The sequence below is a fragment of the Sphingopyxis sp. L1A2A genome (genome assembly GCF_005502465.1).
GTDB lineage: Bacteria > Pseudomonadota > Alphaproteobacteria > Sphingomonadales > Sphingomonadaceae > Sphingopyxis.
Map to the genome: position 1 here is coordinate 100,467 of NZ_SCOT01000006.1, position 15,876 is coordinate 116,342.

General features: G+C 65.5%; 17 protein-coding genes. 11 read left to right on the forward strand and 6 right to left on the reverse strand.

Going from position 1 to position 15,876, the window contains the following annotated elements; all coding sequences use genetic code 11:
• The first annotated feature begins 25 nt into the window (after window positions 1-25).
• Genes ribB through FFS68_RS06095 form a run of 3 tightly spaced genes read left to right on the forward strand, consistent with a single transcriptional unit; the run spans window position 26 to window position 2,362 of the window.
• Window positions 26-1,300 carry a 3,4-dihydroxy-2-butanone-4-phosphate synthase gene (ribB, locus tag FFS68_RS06085; protein ID WP_137752296.1) on the forward strand — a complete coding sequence of 425 codons (1,275 nt, stop codon included), beginning with the start codon at window positions 26-28 and terminating at the stop codon, window positions 1,298-1,300.
• Window positions 1,300-1,725 carry a 6,7-dimethyl-8-ribityllumazine synthase gene (gene ribH / locus FFS68_RS06090; protein ID WP_137752297.1) on the forward strand — a complete coding sequence of 142 codons (426 nt, stop codon included), beginning with the start codon at window positions 1,300-1,302 and terminating at the stop codon, window positions 1,723-1,725. Before ribB ends, ribH begins: the two co-directional genes overlap by 1 nt.
• On the forward strand, window positions 1,718-2,362 hold the full coding sequence (locus tag FFS68_RS06095; RefSeq protein ID WP_137752298.1) for a hypothetical protein: 645 nt from the start codon (window positions 1,718-1,720) through the stop codon (window positions 2,360-2,362). Before ribH ends, FFS68_RS06095 begins: the two co-directional genes overlap by 8 nt.
• Window positions 2,363-2,512: 150 nt before the next feature.
• Here FFS68_RS06095 and FFS68_RS06100 read toward each other — a convergent pair whose 3' ends face one another.
• On the reverse strand, window positions 2,513-3,598 hold the full coding sequence (locus FFS68_RS06100; protein WP_137752299.1) for an alkene reductase: 1,086 nt from the start codon (window positions 3,596-3,598) through the stop codon (window positions 2,513-2,515).
• Between the two features lie 113 nt (window positions 3,599-3,711).
• Here FFS68_RS06100 and FFS68_RS06105 point away from each other — a divergent pair, with 113 nt between their 5' ends.
• Genes FFS68_RS06105 through FFS68_RS06130 form a run of 6 tightly spaced genes read left to right on the forward strand, consistent with a single transcriptional unit; the run spans window position 3,712 to window position 8,526 of the window.
• A complete protein-coding gene (locus FFS68_RS06105; RefSeq protein WP_137752300.1) occupies window positions 3,712-4,623 on the forward strand; it encodes a DMT family transporter in 912 nt (303 codons plus the stop codon).
• 5 nt (window positions 4,624-4,628) lie between these two features.
• Window positions 4,629-5,294, forward strand: coding sequence for a COQ9 family protein (locus tag FFS68_RS06110; RefSeq protein ID WP_137752301.1), 666 nt, complete (start codon window positions 4,629-4,631; stop codon window positions 5,292-5,294).
• A gap of 54 nt (window positions 5,295-5,348) precedes the next feature.
• Entirely contained in the window at window positions 5,349-5,600 is a 252-nt protein-coding gene (locus FFS68_RS06115) for a FeoA family protein (protein WP_137752302.1), read from the forward strand.
• Entirely contained in the window at window positions 5,597-7,468 is a 1,872-nt protein-coding gene (locus tag FFS68_RS06120; protein WP_137752303.1) for a ferrous iron transporter B, read from the forward strand. The genes FFS68_RS06115 and FFS68_RS06120 overlap by 4 nt, the downstream gene beginning before the upstream one ends.
• 31 nt (window positions 7,469-7,499) lie before the next feature.
• A complete protein-coding gene (ssb, locus tag FFS68_RS06125; RefSeq protein WP_137752304.1) occupies window positions 7,500-8,042 on the forward strand; it encodes a single-stranded DNA-binding protein in 543 nt (180 codons plus the stop codon).
• A gap of 10 nt (window positions 8,043-8,052) precedes the next feature.
• Window positions 8,053-8,526 carry an MmcB family DNA repair protein gene (locus tag FFS68_RS06130; protein WP_249340043.1) on the forward strand — a complete coding sequence of 158 codons (474 nt, stop codon included), beginning with the start codon at window positions 8,053-8,055 and terminating at the stop codon, window positions 8,524-8,526.
• Here FFS68_RS06130 and FFS68_RS06135 read toward each other — a convergent pair.
• The 5 genes from FFS68_RS06135 to FFS68_RS06155 all read right to left on the reverse strand — a co-directional run bounded on the left by FFS68_RS06135 (window position 8,523) and on the right by FFS68_RS06155 (window position 13,157).
• Complete coding sequence (locus FFS68_RS06135) at window positions 8,523-9,140, reverse strand: riboflavin synthase (RefSeq protein WP_137752305.1); 618 nt, start codon at window positions 9,138-9,140, stop codon at window positions 8,523-8,525. The two genes, FFS68_RS06130 and FFS68_RS06135, sit on opposite strands and share 4 nt — an antisense overlap.
• Before the next feature lie 8 nt (window positions 9,141-9,148).
• Window positions 9,149-10,129, reverse strand: a complete 981-nt coding sequence (gene ribD / locus FFS68_RS06140; protein ID WP_137752306.1) for a bifunctional diaminohydroxyphosphoribosylaminopyrimidine deaminase/5-amino-6-(5-phosphoribosylamino)uracil reductase RibD — start codon at window positions 10,127-10,129, stop codon at window positions 9,149-9,151.
• Window positions 10,130-10,133: 4 nt separating this feature from the next.
• Window positions 10,134-10,595: a hypothetical protein gene (locus tag FFS68_RS06145; RefSeq protein ID WP_249340044.1), complete on the reverse strand. Its 462-nt coding sequence runs from the start codon at window positions 10,593-10,595 to the stop codon at window positions 10,134-10,136.
• A 266-nt stretch (window positions 10,596-10,861) separates the two neighbouring features.
• Window positions 10,862-11,323 carry a thioesterase family protein gene (locus FFS68_RS06150; protein ID WP_137752308.1) on the reverse strand — a complete coding sequence of 154 codons (462 nt, stop codon included), beginning with the start codon at window positions 11,321-11,323 and terminating at the stop codon, window positions 10,862-10,864.
• Window positions 11,324-11,330: 7 nt separating this feature from the next.
• On the reverse strand, window positions 11,331-13,157 hold the full coding sequence (locus FFS68_RS06155; RefSeq protein ID WP_137752309.1) for an aminopeptidase P family protein: 1,827 nt from the start codon (window positions 13,155-13,157) through the stop codon (window positions 11,331-11,333).
• An 84-nt stretch (window positions 13,158-13,241) separates the two neighbouring features.
• Between FFS68_RS06155 and FFS68_RS06160 the strand changes: the two genes are divergently transcribed.
• A complete protein-coding gene (locus tag FFS68_RS06160) occupies window positions 13,242-15,389 on the forward strand; it encodes a S9 family peptidase (protein ID WP_137752351.1) in 2,148 nt (715 codons plus the stop codon).
• 6 nt (window positions 15,390-15,395) lie between these two features.
• Window positions 15,396-15,659 carry a hypothetical protein gene (locus FFS68_RS06165; RefSeq protein WP_137752310.1) on the forward strand — a complete coding sequence of 88 codons (264 nt, stop codon included), beginning with the start codon at window positions 15,396-15,398 and terminating at the stop codon, window positions 15,657-15,659.
• The last annotated feature ends 217 nt before the right edge of the window (window positions 15,660-15,876 follow it).

The following is a 15,876-nucleotide window of genomic DNA, read 5'->3' on the forward strand; positions in this document are numbered from 1 at the left end:
CATTACAGTGTGAGACACGTTGGTCATGTCTACACAATTGATCGAGCGCATTCGCGCCATCGTCGATGACGGCAGCATGTCGCGGTCGGGCCTCGCCCGTGCCGCGGGCCTGCACGCCAACAGCCTGCGCGATCTCGACTCGCCCGGCTGGAACCCCACCGCCGAAACCTTGCGCAAGCTGGAAAACTGGCTCGCGCACGGCAGCGACCTGTCGCCGATGGCAACCCCGGAAGAGATTATCGCCGAGGCGCGCAACGGCCGGATGTTCATCCTGGTCGACGACGAGGACCGCGAGAATGAGGGTGATCTGGTCATCCCGGCGCAGATGGCGACCCCCGATGCGGTCAATTTCATGGCGACCCACGGCCGCGGACTGATCTGCCTGACGCTGACCAAGGCGCGCGTCGATCTGCTCGGGCTCGAGTTGATGAGCCGTGCGAACGGCACCCGCCACGAAACCGCCTTCACCACGTCGATCGAGGCGCGCGAGGGCGTCACCACCGGCATTTCGGCCGCCGACCGCGCGCGCACCGTGTCGGTCGCGATCGACGGCGCCAAAGGCCGCGACGACATCGTCACCCCCGGCCATGTCTTTCCGTTGATCGCGCGCGACGGCGGGGTGCTGGTGCGCGCCGGACATACCGAGGCGTCGGTCGACATCGCGCGGCTCGCCGGGCTCAACCCCTCGGGAGTGATCTGCGAGATCATGAACGACGACGGGTCGATGGCGCGGCTCGACGACCTGATTCCCTTTGCCCGGCGCCACGGGCTGAAGATCGGGACGATCGCCGACCTGATCGCATACCGCCACCGCAACGACCGGCTGGTCGAATGCGTCGCCGACGATCCGTTCGAATCGGATTATGGCGGCGACTGGCGGCTGAAATCCTATCGCAACAAAATCGATGGCAGTGTCAATCTGGTGCTGCAAAAGGGCGCGGTCGATCCGGAGGGCGTGACGCTGGTGCGCATGCATCCGGTATCGCTCTTCGACGACATCATGGGCCGCCCGGGCCCGAAAAAGCGCCGCCTCCAGCGCTCGATGGACGCGATCGGCGAAGCCGGTGGGGGCGTGATCGTGATGCTGATGCGTCCGCTGCCCGGATCGGCCGAAGCCGAAGCGGCACCCCCGCCCGAAGGCGGCATGGACCTTCGGACTTACGGTATCGGTGCACAGATCCTCGCCGACCTTGGCGTCCATGCGATGGAACTGCTCACCCCCACCCACAGTAATATCGTCGGCCTCGAAGGCTATGGCCTGTCGGTCGTCGGCGAACGCCCCATTCCCGGAGAAGCATAATGGCCCACGTGCTGATCGTCGAAGCCCGCTTTTACAGCCAGCTCAACGACATGCTGCTCGACGGCGTGCGCAGCGCGCTCGAGGCTGAGGGGCACAGCCATGAGACGGTGACGGTCCCCGGCGCGCTCGAAGTGCCCGCGGCGATCTCGCTCGCCGCCGATACCGGCCGTTACGACGCCTACGTCGCGCTCGGCGTCGTTATTCGCGGCGAAACCTATCATTTCGAGGTCGTGTCGAACGAAAGCGCGCGCGGCATCATGGCGCTGACGCTCGATGGCCTGGCGATCGGCAACGGCATCCTGACCGTCGAGAATGACGAACAGGCGCTTGCGCGCGCCGACAAGACGCGCAAGGATAAGGGCGGCGAAGCGGCGAAGGCCGCGCTCGCCATGCTGGCCCTTAAGGAACAATTCGGCATTGGTTGATCGCCCGCCCCCCAGCCGTTTTTCCGTCGTCGAGCGCGGCGGGCGGCTGGTGGTGATCGACAAGGAAACCGGCCAGACGCCGCTGAGCGCCGCCGAGCGCATGGAAATTCACGATCGCCTGCTGGGCGTCGAGCCGGTCCGGCCCGAGCGGCCCAGCAATGCGCCTGACCTGTCCGCCGCGGCGCGCGCCGAATCGGGACTGAGCGCCCGCCCGGCGCCGAACCAGCCGCAATCGGCAACCCCCACCAAGCCGCGTATGGTCGCCGCAACGGCCGAGCAGGGCAAGCGGCCCTGGTCGCCAGCGCCGGGCGACCGGCCGGCGCTGAAGGCGAACACCCCCGCGCGCATCCCGAGCCGCCCCGCCCCGCAAAGCGGCGCCCGCAAGACGATCGTCACCGGTAAATGGTGGGATGCGAAAGGTCCGCGCACGATCGAACTCGGTCCAAAGGGGCAACAGACGCTGAGCGGCGGTTTTGTGACGCTGTTCGTCGTCATGGTGATCGCGGCGATTGTCGCGCTGATCATTCAGCCCGTACTGCTTTTCGTCGGCGGCTTCCTGCTGTTCCGCTTTGGCAGCAATATCCTCGGCCCGCTGGGCGCCGGGATCGTCGACAAGGCGTTGGCCGAGCAGGGTTAGCCAAAATCCTCCCTGTCGCGTAGCGATGGGGCGGTGGCAGCCCGGAGGGCCGACGGAGGGGCTATCGCGCGACGTCGCTGCCCCTCCACCATTCGCTTCGCGAGCGGTCCCCCTCCCCATGGCTGCGCCACAGGGAGGATTGATCGAGCCTTAGGCGTCCACCAGCGCCGGATAGTCGGTGTAGCCCTCGGCACCCGCCGAATACCAGGTCTGCGGATTGTCGGCCGACCATGGAGCGCCGCTCTGGATGCGTTCGACCAGATCGGGATTGCCGATATAGGGGCGGCCAAAGGCGATCGCATCGGCAAGACCGTCGGCAAGTGCTGCCTCCGCCTTGGCGACGTCATAGTCGCTGTTGAGGATCAGCGGACCTTTGAACGCCTTGCGGATCGCGGGCGATTGTTTGGGGACGTCGGTGTTGCCGAAGGTGCCGTCGGGGCCGGGTTCGCGCAGTTCGAGAAAACCGATGCCGAGCGTATCGAGCGCCGCAGCCGCAGCGGTGAACAAGGGTTCCGGATTGCTGTCATCGACGCCCTGCGAATTGCCATTGGGCGACAGCCGCACCGAGACGCGGTCGGCGCCCCAGACGCCGATCAGCGCTGCGGTCACTTCGCGCAGCAGCCGGATGCGGTTTTCGACCGACCCGCCATAATCGTCATCGCGCAAATTGCTGTTGTCGCGCAGGAACTGGTCGATCAGATAGCCGTTGGCGCCGTGCAGCTGCACCCCGTCGAATCCGGCCTTTTTGGCATTTTCTGCCGCCTTGACATAATCATTGATCAGTCGCGGAATCTCGGCCAGCTCCAGCGGGCGCGCGACTTCAAGGTCACGGCGGCCGACCGGCGTATGCGCCCGGCCCTCGCCTTGCGTCGCCGAGGCCGAGACCGGCGGCTTACCATCATTGAACACCGAATGGACGAGGCGGCCCATGTGCCACAGCTGCGCGACGATGCGCCCGCCGGCGGCATGGACGGCATCGGTCACCGGCTTCCAGCCTTCGACCTGCGCGTCGGTCCACAGACCCGGGGCCGACGGCCAGCCAAGGCCTTCCTGCGAAATGCCCGTCGCTTCCGAAATGATCAGGCCTGACGAGGCGCGCTGGCGATAATATTCGACCGCGAGTTCGGTCGGGACAAATCCCGGCCCGGCGCGGCCGCGGGTCAGCGGCGCCATGATGATGCGATTCGGCGCCTGAATGGCGCCCAGCTTGATCGGGTCGAAAAACGATACGGCCATAAATCCTCCACGTTCCAAATTCCGCGCGACGACCGTTCGGGGCGCCGCTATGGCCCGCAAAGCTATGGATGCCGCGGTGCCTGCACAATGGTCAGTATCAAAAGAAAATCTAAATGACAGCCAAGATCGAAAGCCTCGACGAGAAAGCCGGTGCGACGCCGACCGCGGGGCGCTGGGCTTTTCTGGCGCTGCTCGCGGGCAATATTTCGCTGTCGATCGGCGCGCTGCTCGTCCGCCTCGCCGACACCGGGCCAACCGCCTCGGCCTTCTGGCGCATGGCAATCGCGCTGCCCGTCCTGCTCGCGCTGGCCTGGCGCGAGAGCGGCGGGCGGTTGCCGCCGCGCAATGCCATCGTCGTTGCCAGCGCGGCGGGCGTTTTCTTCGCGCTCGATCTGGTCGCATGGCATATCGGCATTCTCCAGACCAAGGTCGCCAACGCGACGCTGTTCGGCAATTGCGCCAGCCTGCTCTTGGTGATCTGGGGCATTTTCCTCGCGCGCCGCTGGCCGCGCGGGTGGCAGGCGCTGGCGATCCTGCTCGCCTTTGCCGGGTCGGCGCTGCTCATGGGGCAAAGTTACGAACTGTCGCCCGCCTACCTCGTCGGCGACCTGCTCAGCCTGCTCGCGGGGGTGCTCTACACCGGCTATGTCCTGCTGATGCTGCGGGTGCGCGGGGCGCTCGAGCCGTGGACCGCGCTGGCGATATCGTCGATCGTCTGCGTTCCGATCCTGCTCGGCACCGCGCTGGCGCTGGGCGAGGCAATCATGCCGCAGAACTGGACCCCGCTGATCCTGCTTGCGCTGACCAGCCAGATTATCGGTCAGGGGCTGATGACCTGGTCGCTACCGCGCTTCTCGCCGCTCGTCATCGGGCTGACCTTGCTCGTTCAGCCCGCGGTCGCCGCGCTCGCCGGATGGCTGGCGTTCGGCGAGCTGCTTGGCCCGATCGATATTTTTGGCGGCATGCTGGTCGGCGCGGCGCTCGTGCTGATCCGGTTGCCGAGCCGCCGCGCAGCGCCTATCTGAAGTCTATGGCCTCGATCCTCCCTGCCGATCCGACCCTCGACGAAATCCGCGCCGCGCTCGCGCCGCTGATCGCCGCGTCCGCGGCGTTCGACGGTTTCGGCGCCGCCGCGCTCGCCGACGCCGCGCGCCGCGCCGCGGTCGATCCCGATGTCGCCCGTCTCGCCTTTCCCGGCGGCGGGCGCGACATGGTCGATGCATGGTTCGCCGACATCGACGATCGCATGGCAGCAAATTGGCCCGCCGAGAAACTGGTAACGCTCAAGATTCGCGAGCGGATCACCACCCTCGTCGAAACGCGCATCGACCTGCTCGCGCCCGACCGCGAATCGCTGCGCCGCGCCCTCGCACTGCTGGCGCTACCCACCAATGTGCCGTTCGCGGCCAAGCTCGGCTGGCGCAGCGCCGACATCATGTGGCGGCTCGCGGGCGACACCGCGACCGATTATAATCACTACAGCAAACGCGCGATTCTCGGCGCCGTCTATGCCTCGACGATGGCGGTGTTTCTGAACGACGAGAGCGACGGTTTTGCCGACACGCGCGCCTTCCTGGCGCGCCGGATCGATCAGGTCATGCGCTTCGAAAGCTGGAAATATCGCCGCGCCTCGCGCACCATCGAACGCCCCAGCCTCGCCCGCTTCGTCGGGCGGCTGCGCTATCCGGGGCGTTGACTGCGACGCATAAGGGACTGGCGCCGCCCGTCTGTTATTGATAATCGCTAGCAAATGAACCCAAAGCTCGATTCCGCCAAGCTCGGCATTGCTGTCCGCATTTCCCGCATCGATTGGGACCATATGTCGCATGACGAGGGGCGGCGGTTGCGCGAATTCGGATTGATGGAAGGGATTGAAGTCACCCCACTCCACCGCGGCAGCCTGTTTTCGCGCGATCCGTTGGCGCTGGCGATCGGGCGGATGCAGGTGATCATTCGCGCGCGGCAGGCGGCGATGATCGAAGTGGCGCCGACCGCGCCATGACCGCTGCCATTCCGACGATCGCGCTGGTCGGCAATCCCAATGCCGGCAAATCGAGCCTGTTCAATGCGCTGACCGGCGCGCGGCAAAAGATCGCCAATTATCCGGGGGTCACCGTCGAACGCAAGGCGGGGCACGCCAGCTTTGCCGACGGGCGGCCGCTGTCGCTGGTCGATCTGCCCGGCAGTTACAGCCTGACCCCCGCCAGTCCCGACGAGGCGGTGACGCGCGACGTCGTGCTGGGCCAGCAGGCGGGCGAACGGCGCCCCGATGCGCTGGTCGTCGTCGTCGATGCCGCCAATCTCGACAATCATCTGTGCTTCGCGCTCGAACTGATCGCGCTCGGGCTGCCGACGGTGGTCGCGCTCAACATGCTCGACCTCGCGACACGCGACGGGCTGACGCTTGACCCCGCGATCCTGTCGCGCGAACTCGGCGTGCCGGTGGTGCCGACGGTTGCGGTGCGCAAGCGCGGGCTGACCGACCTGCTCGCGGCGGTCGATGGCGCGATCCTGTCGCATCAGACGCAGGCGACCGCGCAGCCCGCACCGCCGCCGTCCGACGTCGCGCTGCACCAGCGCGCCAAGGCGATCGCCCGCGCCGCAACGCTGTCCGAAACCCCGGTGCGGCGCTGGACCGCACAAGTGGATGCGGTTGTGCTGCATCCCGCCCTCGGCTTCCTGATCCTGCTCGCGCTGATGTTCGTGATGTTCCAGGGGGTCTATGCCTGGTCCGAAGCACCGATCGGCTGGATCGAGGGCGGCATCGCGGCGCTGCAGGAGGCGGTGACCGCGGCGCTGCCCGACGGTTTCCTGCGCGGGTTGATTATCGAGGGCGTCCTCGGCGGGGTCGGGTCGGTGATCGTCTTCCTGCCGCAGATCCTGATCCTGTTCCTCTTCATCCTGTTGCTCGAGGCGACGGGCTACATGACCCGCGCCGCGTTCCTGATGGACGGCATCATGGCCAAGGTCGGATTGTCGGGGCGCGGCTTCATCCCGCTGCTGTCCAGCTTTGCCTGCGCGGTCCCCGGGATCATGGCGACGCGCGCAATCCCCGATGCGAAGGACCGGCTGACGACGATCCTGATCGCGCCGCTGATGACCTGTTCGGCGCGGCTGCCTGTTTACACGCTGATCATCGGCGCCTTCATTCCGAATAGCAATGTCGGCGGCTCGCCCGTCGGGCTGCAAGGGCTGGTGCTGTTCGGCCTCTACCTGTCGGGCATCGTCGGCGCGCTCGTCGTCGCGCTGGTGCTACGCCGCACCGTCGCCAAGGGCAATGCCGCGGGCTTCATGATGGAAATGCCGCGTTATCAATGGCCGCGGCTGCGCGATGTCGGCATCGCGCTGTGGCAGCGTGCGTGGATCTTTCTGCGCCGCGCCGGGACGATCATTTTTGTCACCACGATCGCGCTGTGGCTGTTGCTGAGTTATCCCAAGGTGCCGACGGACAGCACAGAAAGCCAGGTCGATTACAGCGTCGCCGGGCGCATCGCGAGCGGCCTCGAGGTTGTCGTCGCGCCGATCGGCTTCAACCATGACATCGCGCTCGCACTGATCCCCGCCATGGCGGCGCGCGAGGTTGCGGTGTCGGCGCTCGCCACCGCCAATGCGATCGAAGCGGGTGATGACGAAGAAGCGATGGCGCAATCGTTGAGCGAGCGTTTGCAGGGCCGCTGGAGCATCGCCACCGCGCTCGCGTTCCTCGCCTGGTTCGTGTTCGCGCCGCAGTGCATTTCGACGATCGCGATCACCCGGCGCGAGACCAATGGGTGGAAATGGCCGCTGTTCATGGTTGGCTATTTGTTCGCGCTCGCCTATGCCGCAGCAGGTATCACTTACTGGACAGCGGTCGCTTTCGGGCTCGGCTGATCCTTCCAACATTCAAGCGGAGCGGAGCGGCATGGCTGGCAGCGTCAACAAGGTAATTTTGATCGGCAACCTCGGCGCCGATCCCGAAATCAAATCGTTCCAGAACGGCGGCAAGATCGCCAATATCCGCATCGCAACGTCGGAAAACTGGAAAGACCGGATGACCGGCGAGCGCAAGGAGCGCACCGAATGGCATAATGTCGTGATCAACGGCGAAGGGCTGGTCGGGGTCGTCGAACGCTTCCTGAAAAAGGGCTCGAAAGTCTATATCGAAGGCTCGCTGCGCACCCGCAAATGGCAAGACCGCGACGGCAACGACAAATATACCACCGAAGTGGTGATCGCCGGGATCGGCGGCGCGCTGACCATGCTTGATGGCGCCCCCGGTGGCGGTGGCGGTGGATCGCGCGGCGGTGGCGGCGACGACAACTGGGGCAATGGCGGCGGATCGAGCGGCGGCTCGGGCGGCGGCTGGAACCAGGGCGGCGGCTCGGGCGGATCGTCGGGCGGCGGCGGTTCCGGCGGCGGTCGTCCGCCCTTCGACGACGATCTGGACGACGACGTCCCGTTCTGAGTTCTGACGAATGATAGCAAGCGACCTGACCACCGCCGCGGACGTCGCGCGCGGCGTGTGTCGGCTGTTTGCGCAGGCAGGGCTGGTCGCAATCCCCGAAGTGCCGCTGCCCAACGGGCGGCGCACCGACCTGACCGCGATCGATGCCAAGGGCCAGATCACCATCGTCGAGATCAAGGTCAGCCGCGCCGACCTGCACGGCGACGGCAAATGGCCCGACTATTGCGATTGGTGCGACCGCTTTTACTGGGCGCTGGCATCGGGGCTTGACCCCGCAATCCTTGACACCCCCGACTATCGTCCCGAGACATCGGGGCTGATCATCGCCGACCGCTATGGCGCGGCGGTGGTGCGCGAGGCGGCGAGCTGCAACTTGGCCCCGGCCCGGCGCAAGGCCGAGCTGCTACGGATCGGTCGGCTCGCGATGCGGCGATCGATGGTGACAGCCGACCCGGAACTGGGGCTGGGCTGGATGGAAGGCTAGGCGCCGCGCGCCTGCATCCGCGCCAGATAGCGCGCGAGGATGTCGATCTCGAGATTGACCGAGCGCCCCGCCGCGGCTTCGTCGAGCGTCGTCATTTCCTGGGTGTGCGGGATGATATTGAGCGTGAAATGCCCTTCGCCCTCGGGCTGGTCGGTCACGTCGTTGACCGTCAGCGACACGCCATCGACGGTGATCGAGCCCTTGGGCGCAATATGCGGCGCGAGCGACGCGGGGGCCGCGACGGTAACCGTGACGCTGTCACCGACGGGCACGACCGACACGATGCGCCCGATGTCATCGACATGCCCGGTCACAATATGCCCGCCCAACTCGTCGCCGACTTTGAGCGCGCGTTCGAGGTTGAGGCGGCGGCCCGCGTCCCACATTCCGGGTGCGGTGCGCGCGAGCGTTTCGGCGCTGGCATCGATTGCAAACCAGTCGCCGTCGCCGTCGCGCCCCTTGTCGACCACGGTCAGGCACGCCCCCGAACAGGCGATCGACGCGCCAAGGTCGATGGTGCCGGTGTCGTAGCGGGTAGCGATGACCAGCCGCGTGTCGCCGCGATCTTCGCGCGAACGAACGGTGCCGATGTCGGTGATAATGCCGGTGAACATGGGAGCGCTTATCCTTCTCTGACTCGCTCGTAAACGTCGAGTCGGTCGCTGCCAAGCAGGCGGCTGTCGGTCAGGCGCCAGCGGCCATGGGCGTCGGCAAGATTGGTCAGGCCGATGTCGCCGAGCGCAGGCTTGCCGCCGCCGATCAGGATCGGGGCGCGGTAGAAGAGCAGGCGGTCGACGCGGTCGGCGGCGAGGAAGGCCGACGCCGCGCCGGCGCCGCCCTCGACCAGCACCGAATTGATGTCGAGCGAATCGAGTGCCGTCGGCGCGCACACCGCGGTCCAGCCGTCGGGCGCATCGCCGCGGGTGAATAGCAGCTTGCGCGGGCTGCGCGCGGCGAGCCCGGGCAGGCGCACGTCGAGCGTCGGCGCGTCGGCGTCGAGCGTCCCGCGCCCGACCAGGATCGCCTGATGCTCCGCGCGTTCGAGATGGCCGTGCGCGCGCGCGCGATCACCGGTGATCCAGCGGCTCGTCCCATCGGGCCGCGCGATGCAGCCGTCGAGCGAGGTTGCGAGCTTGAGCGTGACGAACGGCCGTCCGGCGGCCTGCCGCGTCCACCAGGGCGCCATCGCAGCGCACGCCTCAGCGGACAAGACGCCTTCGACAACCCCAATCCCCGCTTGCCGCAACCGCGCGATTCCCTGGCCGTCGGTGCGCGGGTCGGGATCCTGCGCCGCAATGACGACGCGCGCGATGCCCGCAGCGATCAGCACATCGGTGCAGCACGGACCGCGCGGGCTGGCGTGGGCACAGGGTTCGAGGCTGACATAAGCGGTGGCGCCGCGCGCCGCGTCGCCCGCGACGGCGAGCGCCATCGCCTCGGCATGCGGGCGGCCGCCGGGTTGGGTCCAGCCGCGCGCGACGACCTTGCCATCCTTGACGATCAGGCAGCCGACGTTGGGATTGGGCGCCGACGCCGGGCGGCCGCGCCGCGACAGCGCGATGGCAGCCGCCGTCCAGTCGGCATCGGCGGGCGACCGTTGCATGCGGTCAGTCGGCAGCTTGCGATTGCGGTCCGCGCGCCGCGCGCTCGGCAAGCGTCGAGCGCTGGACCGCAACCGGCTTTTTCTGCTTCGCCGCCGCCGCCGCTTCATCGCCCAGCGTTTCGCGGGTCACCTCGTCGGCCTCGGCCGAATCATATTCGACCCCCATCATGTCGGCCAGCCGCTGATATTCGGCGCGCTTCTCAGCGTTGGCGCGCGTTGTTTCCTTGGCGCGCGCGACCCATTCGGCGCGAATTTCGGCAGCACTGCGGTCCGCCGACCAGTTTTCGAAATAGATGATCTCGACCTTGGGCTCTTCGGTGCGAATCAAATGTTCGGAAAAGCCATAGAAAATCACGAGCGGCAGCGCGACCGCGACGCCCCAGCTGGCCCAGCGATGCGGGCGAGGTTCGCGGATATAGGCCCAGAAATCGGACAGGCCGCCGCCGATGTCGACAGTGTTGAACATTCCCATGTCCCCAATTTAGGCGAAGCTGCGGCAATTTGCGAGGGGGCAAGGATTGCGCAGGACGATTGCTGGGAACGTTCGCGATTGCAAAAAATGCAATTGCAGATGCTCTTTTCGCAGTTGCACAATTTTTTGTGCGCTGCAATATGAGCATGCCTTTTAGGCATCCTCTCCCAAAACTTTCATGGGCCACCCTCGGGTGGCCCTTTTTTTCGACCTTTTTAGTTGAGAGATGGCGATTCTGGCTCCGTTGGGTGATTCGCGAATCACGCCTGCAACGGCATCCGCTTTTCGAATCGGCGTACTTCAGCGATAAAACTGCCCGGCAACGGTGTCACGCCGCCGCTGTCGAGGTCGATATGCGCGTAGCTGATCGCGATATCGGTCAACCGTTCGCTGTCCCGAAAAATCGCGCAATGAACGGTAAAACTTGTCCGTTCGAACCGGCTCACCCGCGCCGCGATGGTGATCTGTTCGTCCAGCCGCGCCGGGGCATGATATTCAATTTCGCACCGCGTCTCGCGAATATCCGTACCATATTGGTGAAAATAGGGTCCGGGTTGGCCCTCACCTAGCGCGCGGAAATATTCGGTCACCCCGATATCGGCATAGACCAGATAATTGCCGTTGAAGACGATGTTCTGCCCGTCGATCTCGTTGAAACGCACGCGGACCGTTTCGTGGACCCGAAAATCCTCGCGCGGCACATCGCCGTTGCGGCTGTCCATCGCCGCGTCAGGCCGCGAGCGCGGCGGGGGTGCGGTCGAGCGGCGCGCACGCCGCTGCAAGCCAGTCCCGGTCGCCGCCGGTCATCCCCGGCGAGAGCTTTGCCAGCACTTCAGCATGATAGGCGTCGAGCCAGTCGGCCTCGGCGGGCGACAGCAGCGCGGTTTCGACCAGATTTTGCGCGATCGGGGCAAAGGTGATCGTCTCGAACCCCAGCATATCCTCCTCGGCGCCGTCGATGCTGACGGGCACCACGATCACCAGATTTTCGATGCGGATGCCAAAGCTGCCCGCCTTGTAATAGCCGGGCTCGTTCGACAGGATCATCCCGGCGTGGAGCGGTTCCTCGGTCCCCGCCTGCCCGCCGGCGGGCTTGGCGATGCGCTGCGGCCCTTCATGGACCGCCAGATAGGCGCCGACGCCGTGGCCGGTGCCATGCGCGTAATCAACTCCATCGGCCCACAGATACTGGCGCGCCAGAATGTCGAGCTGGCTTCCGCGCGTCCCCTTGGGAAAGCGCGCGGTCGCGAGCGCGATATGCCCTTTCAGCACCTGGGTGAAGCGCCGCCGCATTTCGGCGGTCGGCGCGCCGATCGCGATCGTGCGCGTGATGTCGGTGGTGCCATCGGCGTACTGCCCACCCGAATCGACCAGATAGAGCGTCCCGGTCTCGATGGCGCGGTTCGTGGTCTCATCGACCTTGTAATGCGGCAGCGCGCCATTCGGCCCCGCGGCCGAGATAGTGTCGAAGCTCAGATCGACGAGCGCGCCATTTTCGTCCCGGAAAGCGCGCAGCTTCGCCGCAGCACCAAGTTCGTCGAGCCCGCCCTGCGGCGCGACATCTTCCATCCATTGCAGGAAGCGCGACACCGCAACGCCGTCGCGAACATGCGCGGCGCGCGTGCCGCCGAGCTCGACATCGTTCTTGATCGCCTTGGGCAGCACCGCGGGGTCGCGGTGGCGTTCGGTTTTCGCCCCGGCGGCTTCCAGCGCGGTAAAGATCGCGGCAACGGCGCGGTCGGGGTCGACCGCGACCCTTTTGTCCTTCAGGTCGGCAAGCGCCGCCTCGAACGCATCGCGATCATGGATGCGCACGCTGTTGCCCAGATGCGCGCGCACCGCGTCGGTGACCTTTTCAGGCGCAATGAACAGGTCGGCGGTGGCATCGGCGTGGAGCAGCGCAAACGCCAGCCCGACCGGGGTGTGGCTGACGTCGGTGCCGCGAATGTTGAAGGTCCACGCGATCGAATCGAGCGCGGTCATCACCGTGGTGTCGAGGCCGTTCGCTTTCAGCCAGTCGGCGATCACTTCGCGCTTCTCGACCGCGCTCTGCCCCGCGAGCGCGACATCGTGAACGCTCACGACCGCATCGCTCGGCGCCGGCTGGTCGTCCCACGCCGCGTCGAGCGGATTTTTATCGACCGCGACCAGCGTTGCACCCTTGGCGGTCAAAGCCCGGCCCAGCGAACGCGCCCAATCGATGCCGTGCAGCCAGGGGTCGAAACCGATCTTCTGCCCCGCAGCGACATGCGCGCCCAGCCATTCGGCGACGCTCGACGCGGGTACCCCGACATAGTCGAACAGCGATCCATCGACCTGATCGCGCACCTGCACCGTATAGCGCCCGTCGATAAACACCGCGGCCTTGGTCGGCAGCACCGCCGCCGTCCCCGCCGAGCCGCCAAAGCCGGTCAGCCACGCCATGCGCTGCGCATAGTCGCCGACATATTCGCTCATATGCTCGTCGCTGATCGGGACGACAAAGCCGTCGAGGCCGCGCGCGGTGAGGGCTTCGCGGACGCGGGCGAGCCGTTCGGCATGGATGGTGCTGGACATCAGACGTTCCTTATTCCTACATCGCTGACGATCCCGCCCATCTCGGGCGACACCGCGGGGGATTTTTCGATGCGCGCTATTTGGATGTTTCTGGCGGCAATTGCCACCCCGCTTGTCGCATCATCGCCCCTGCTTGCCCAACAGAAAGACCCCGCCTTGACCAGCCCGACCCCTGCCCTGCCCGCCGCCCCGGTCGCCGCCACGCGCCCGCACGAAACGGTCTTGCACGGCAAAACATTGTCCGATCCGTATCACTGGCTGAAGGACGAGAGTTATCCGACGATCGATGACAAGGACGTGCTCGATTATGTGAAGGCCGAGAATGCCTATTTCGACGCGGCGATGAAGCCGCACGCGGCGCTGGTCGAAACCTTGTTTCAGGAGATGAAGGGCCGGATCAAGGAAGCCGACTCGAGCGTGCCGCAGAAGGACGGCGACTGGATCTACTGGGTCGAATATGAAGAGGGCGCCGAGTACAAGAAATGGTATCGCAAACCCGTCGCGGGCGGCGAGCCAGTCCTGATCCTCGACGAAGTCGCGATGGCCAAGGACAAGGAATATTTCCGCCTGTCAGACGTAGCGATCAGCCCCAACGGCAAGCTGATGGCCTATGCCGTCGATGACAATGGCTCCGAACGGTTCGAAGTGCGTTTCACCGATCTGACCACCGGTAAGGCGCTGCCCGACGTCATCCCCGGCACCCTGTCGTCGCTGGTATGGACCGCGAACAGCGACGCGTTGCTCTATGGCCTCGCCAATGAGAATTGGCGCACCGACAATGTCCGCCTGCACAAGCTCGGTACCCCACTGAGCGAAGACAAATTGCTCTACAAGGAGGCCGACATCGGTTTCGGGGTCGGCATCGGCAAAACCGCCGCCGACAATTATATCGTGATCGCGACGGGCGATAACGAGACGAGCGAGGTCTATCTGCTCCCCGCCGATAATCCCGAGGCCAAGCCGTTGCTCGTGTCGGCACGCAAAAAGGGCCGCGAGTACAGTGTCGATGAGCGTGAGGGGACGCTCTACATCTACACCAACGACGAACATGCGAACTTCCGCGTCGCCACCGCCAGCCTCGCCAAGCCCGGCGAGTGGACAACGCTGATCCCCGGTTCGGACGCCAGCTACATCACCGGGCTCGCGATTTTCCGCGATTATTTCGCCCTCGAAGCGCGCGAGCAGGGCGTCGATCAGGTCGATATCCGCCAATATGACGCGCCGCTGACCCCCGGCAGGATCCAGTTCCCCGAGACCACCTATGTCGCGGGGCTGGGCGACAATCCCGAATATCATCAGGACAAGCTGCGGCTCGATTATGAATCGATGGTCACCCCCGACACCGTGTATGATTTCGACATTGCGAGCAAAAAACTCGAAACGCTCAAGGTCCAGGAAATTCCGTCCGGTTATAATCATGAAGACTATATAACCGAATTGGTAAACATGCCCGCACGCGACGGCACCCCGGTGCCGGTATCGCTGGTGTACAAGAAAGGCACCCCACGCGACGGCAGCGCGCCGCTGCACCTCTACGTCTATGGCAGCTATGGCTATCGCGTCCCGCCGGGTTTCTCGACCACCCGCCTCAGCCTTGTCGACCGCGGTATGATCTACGCCATCGCGCATGTCCGCGGCGGCGACGACCTCGGCCGCGCTTGGTATCTTGCGGGCAAGGCCACCGCGCGCAAGAACACGTTCAACGATTTCATCGACGTCGCCAAAGGACTGATCGCGGCGAAATATACCAGCGCGGGCAAGATTTCGATCGAAGGCCGCTCGGCCGGCGGGCAGGTGATGGGCGTCGTGTATAATGAGGCGCCCGAGCTGTGGGGCGCGGTGCTCGCGGGGGTGCCTTTCGTCGATGTCATCAACACGATGGTCGACGAAACGCTGCCGCTGACCCCCGGCGAATGGCCCGAATGGGGCAATCCGATCACCGACAAGGCCGCGTTCGACTTCATGTTGAGCTACAGCCCCTACGACAATGTCACCGCGAAAGCCTATCCGCCGATGCTGGTGTCGGCGGGGCTCAACGACCCGCGCGTGACCTATTGGGAACCCGCCAAATGGGTCGCCAAGCTGCGCGCGACGCGCACCAACGATGCGACGCTGCTGCTGCGCACCAACATGGGCGCAGGCCATGCGGGCAAATCGGGCCGCTGGGGCGCGCTGCGCGAAGATGCCGAGGAATTTGCGTTCGTCTTGACGCAGCTGGGGGTGGAGCAATAGTCTCGGATGTCCGAACAGCTACAGCCCATAGTCGTTTCGTGGAAACGCCTTCTGATACACCTGCTGTTTATTGGGTTCGCCGCCTATCTCGCTCACGAAGTCATCTGGCGGATGTTCGCTGACACGCCGTTGATCGAGATGGGAGGCAGGCGCCGCACGCCGCTCGGAATTTTGGTTATCGTCTTGGCTGGTGCCGCGAGCTGGTTGTTCAACCTGATCTATCCTTTAGTGTCCCGAACGACGGATACGCGCGATCATCCGGAAAGATAGCATCGCCCATTCAACTCGCGCTCCAACGTCGGTGTGCCGACGAAACGCTATCCCCCGATTCGACAAATTCGGCGCGGACGACACTGCGGGAGCGGGTCATGTCGCCAAGTCAGGCCGCTGGAGGTCGCAAAATATGTACCGGTGCCGATAGCGCCGCGGCCTGCGACAAGCGCGCGACATTTCGGCACATCGGTGCGACAGCTCGCCACCACCGCTT

Excerpts from the sequence above, each read along its gene's own strand:
- ribD (WP_137752306.1), bottom strand. The coding sequence starts at position 10,129 with ATGCAACGGTCGCCCGCCGATGCCGACTGGACGGCGGCTGCCATCGCG.
- FFS68_RS06115 (WP_137752302.1), top strand. The coding sequence starts at position 5,349 with ATGAACCCAAAGCTCGATTCCGCCAAGCTCGGCATTGCTGTCCGCATT.
- FFS68_RS06135 (WP_137752305.1), bottom strand. The coding sequence starts at position 9,140 with ATGTTCACCGGCATTATCACCGACATCGGCACCGTTCGTTCGCGCGAA.
- ribB (WP_137752296.1), top strand. The coding sequence starts at position 26 with ATGTCTACACAATTGATCGAGCGCATTCGCGCCATCGTCGATGACGGC.
- FFS68_RS06100 (WP_137752299.1), bottom strand. The coding sequence starts at position 3,598 with ATGGCCGTATCGTTTTTCGACCCGATCAAGCTGGGCGCCATTCAGGCG.
- FFS68_RS06165 (WP_137752310.1), top strand. The coding sequence starts at position 15,396 with ATGTCCGAACAGCTACAGCCCATAGTCGTTTCGTGGAAACGCCTTCTG.
- FFS68_RS06110 (WP_137752301.1), top strand. The coding sequence starts at position 4,629 with ATGGCCTCGATCCTCCCTGCCGATCCGACCCTCGACGAAATCCGCGCC.
- FFS68_RS06120 (WP_137752303.1), top strand. The coding sequence starts at position 5,597 with ATGACCGCTGCCATTCCGACGATCGCGCTGGTCGGCAATCCCAATGCC.
- FFS68_RS06155 (WP_137752309.1), bottom strand. The coding sequence starts at position 13,157 with ATGTCCAGCACCATCCATGCCGAACGGCTCGCCCGCGTCCGCGAAGCC.
- FFS68_RS06130 (WP_249340043.1), top strand. The coding sequence starts at position 8,053 with ATGATAGCAAGCGACCTGACCACCGCCGCGGACGTCGCGCGCGGCGTG.
- FFS68_RS06145 (WP_249340044.1), bottom strand. The coding sequence starts at position 10,595 with ATGTTCAACACTGTCGACATCGGCGGCGGCCTGTCCGATTTCTGGGCC.
- ribH (WP_137752297.1), top strand. The coding sequence starts at position 1,300 with ATGGCCCACGTGCTGATCGTCGAAGCCCGCTTTTACAGCCAGCTCAAC.
- FFS68_RS06105 (WP_137752300.1), top strand. The coding sequence starts at position 3,712 with ATGACAGCCAAGATCGAAAGCCTCGACGAGAAAGCCGGTGCGACGCCG.
- FFS68_RS06150 (WP_137752308.1), bottom strand. The coding sequence starts at position 11,323 with ATGGACAGCCGCAACGGCGATGTGCCGCGCGAGGATTTTCGGGTCCAC.
- FFS68_RS06160 (WP_137752351.1), top strand. The coding sequence starts at position 13,242 with ATGTTTCTGGCGGCAATTGCCACCCCGCTTGTCGCATCATCGCCCCTG.
- ssb (WP_137752304.1), top strand. The coding sequence starts at position 7,500 with ATGGCTGGCAGCGTCAACAAGGTAATTTTGATCGGCAACCTCGGCGCC.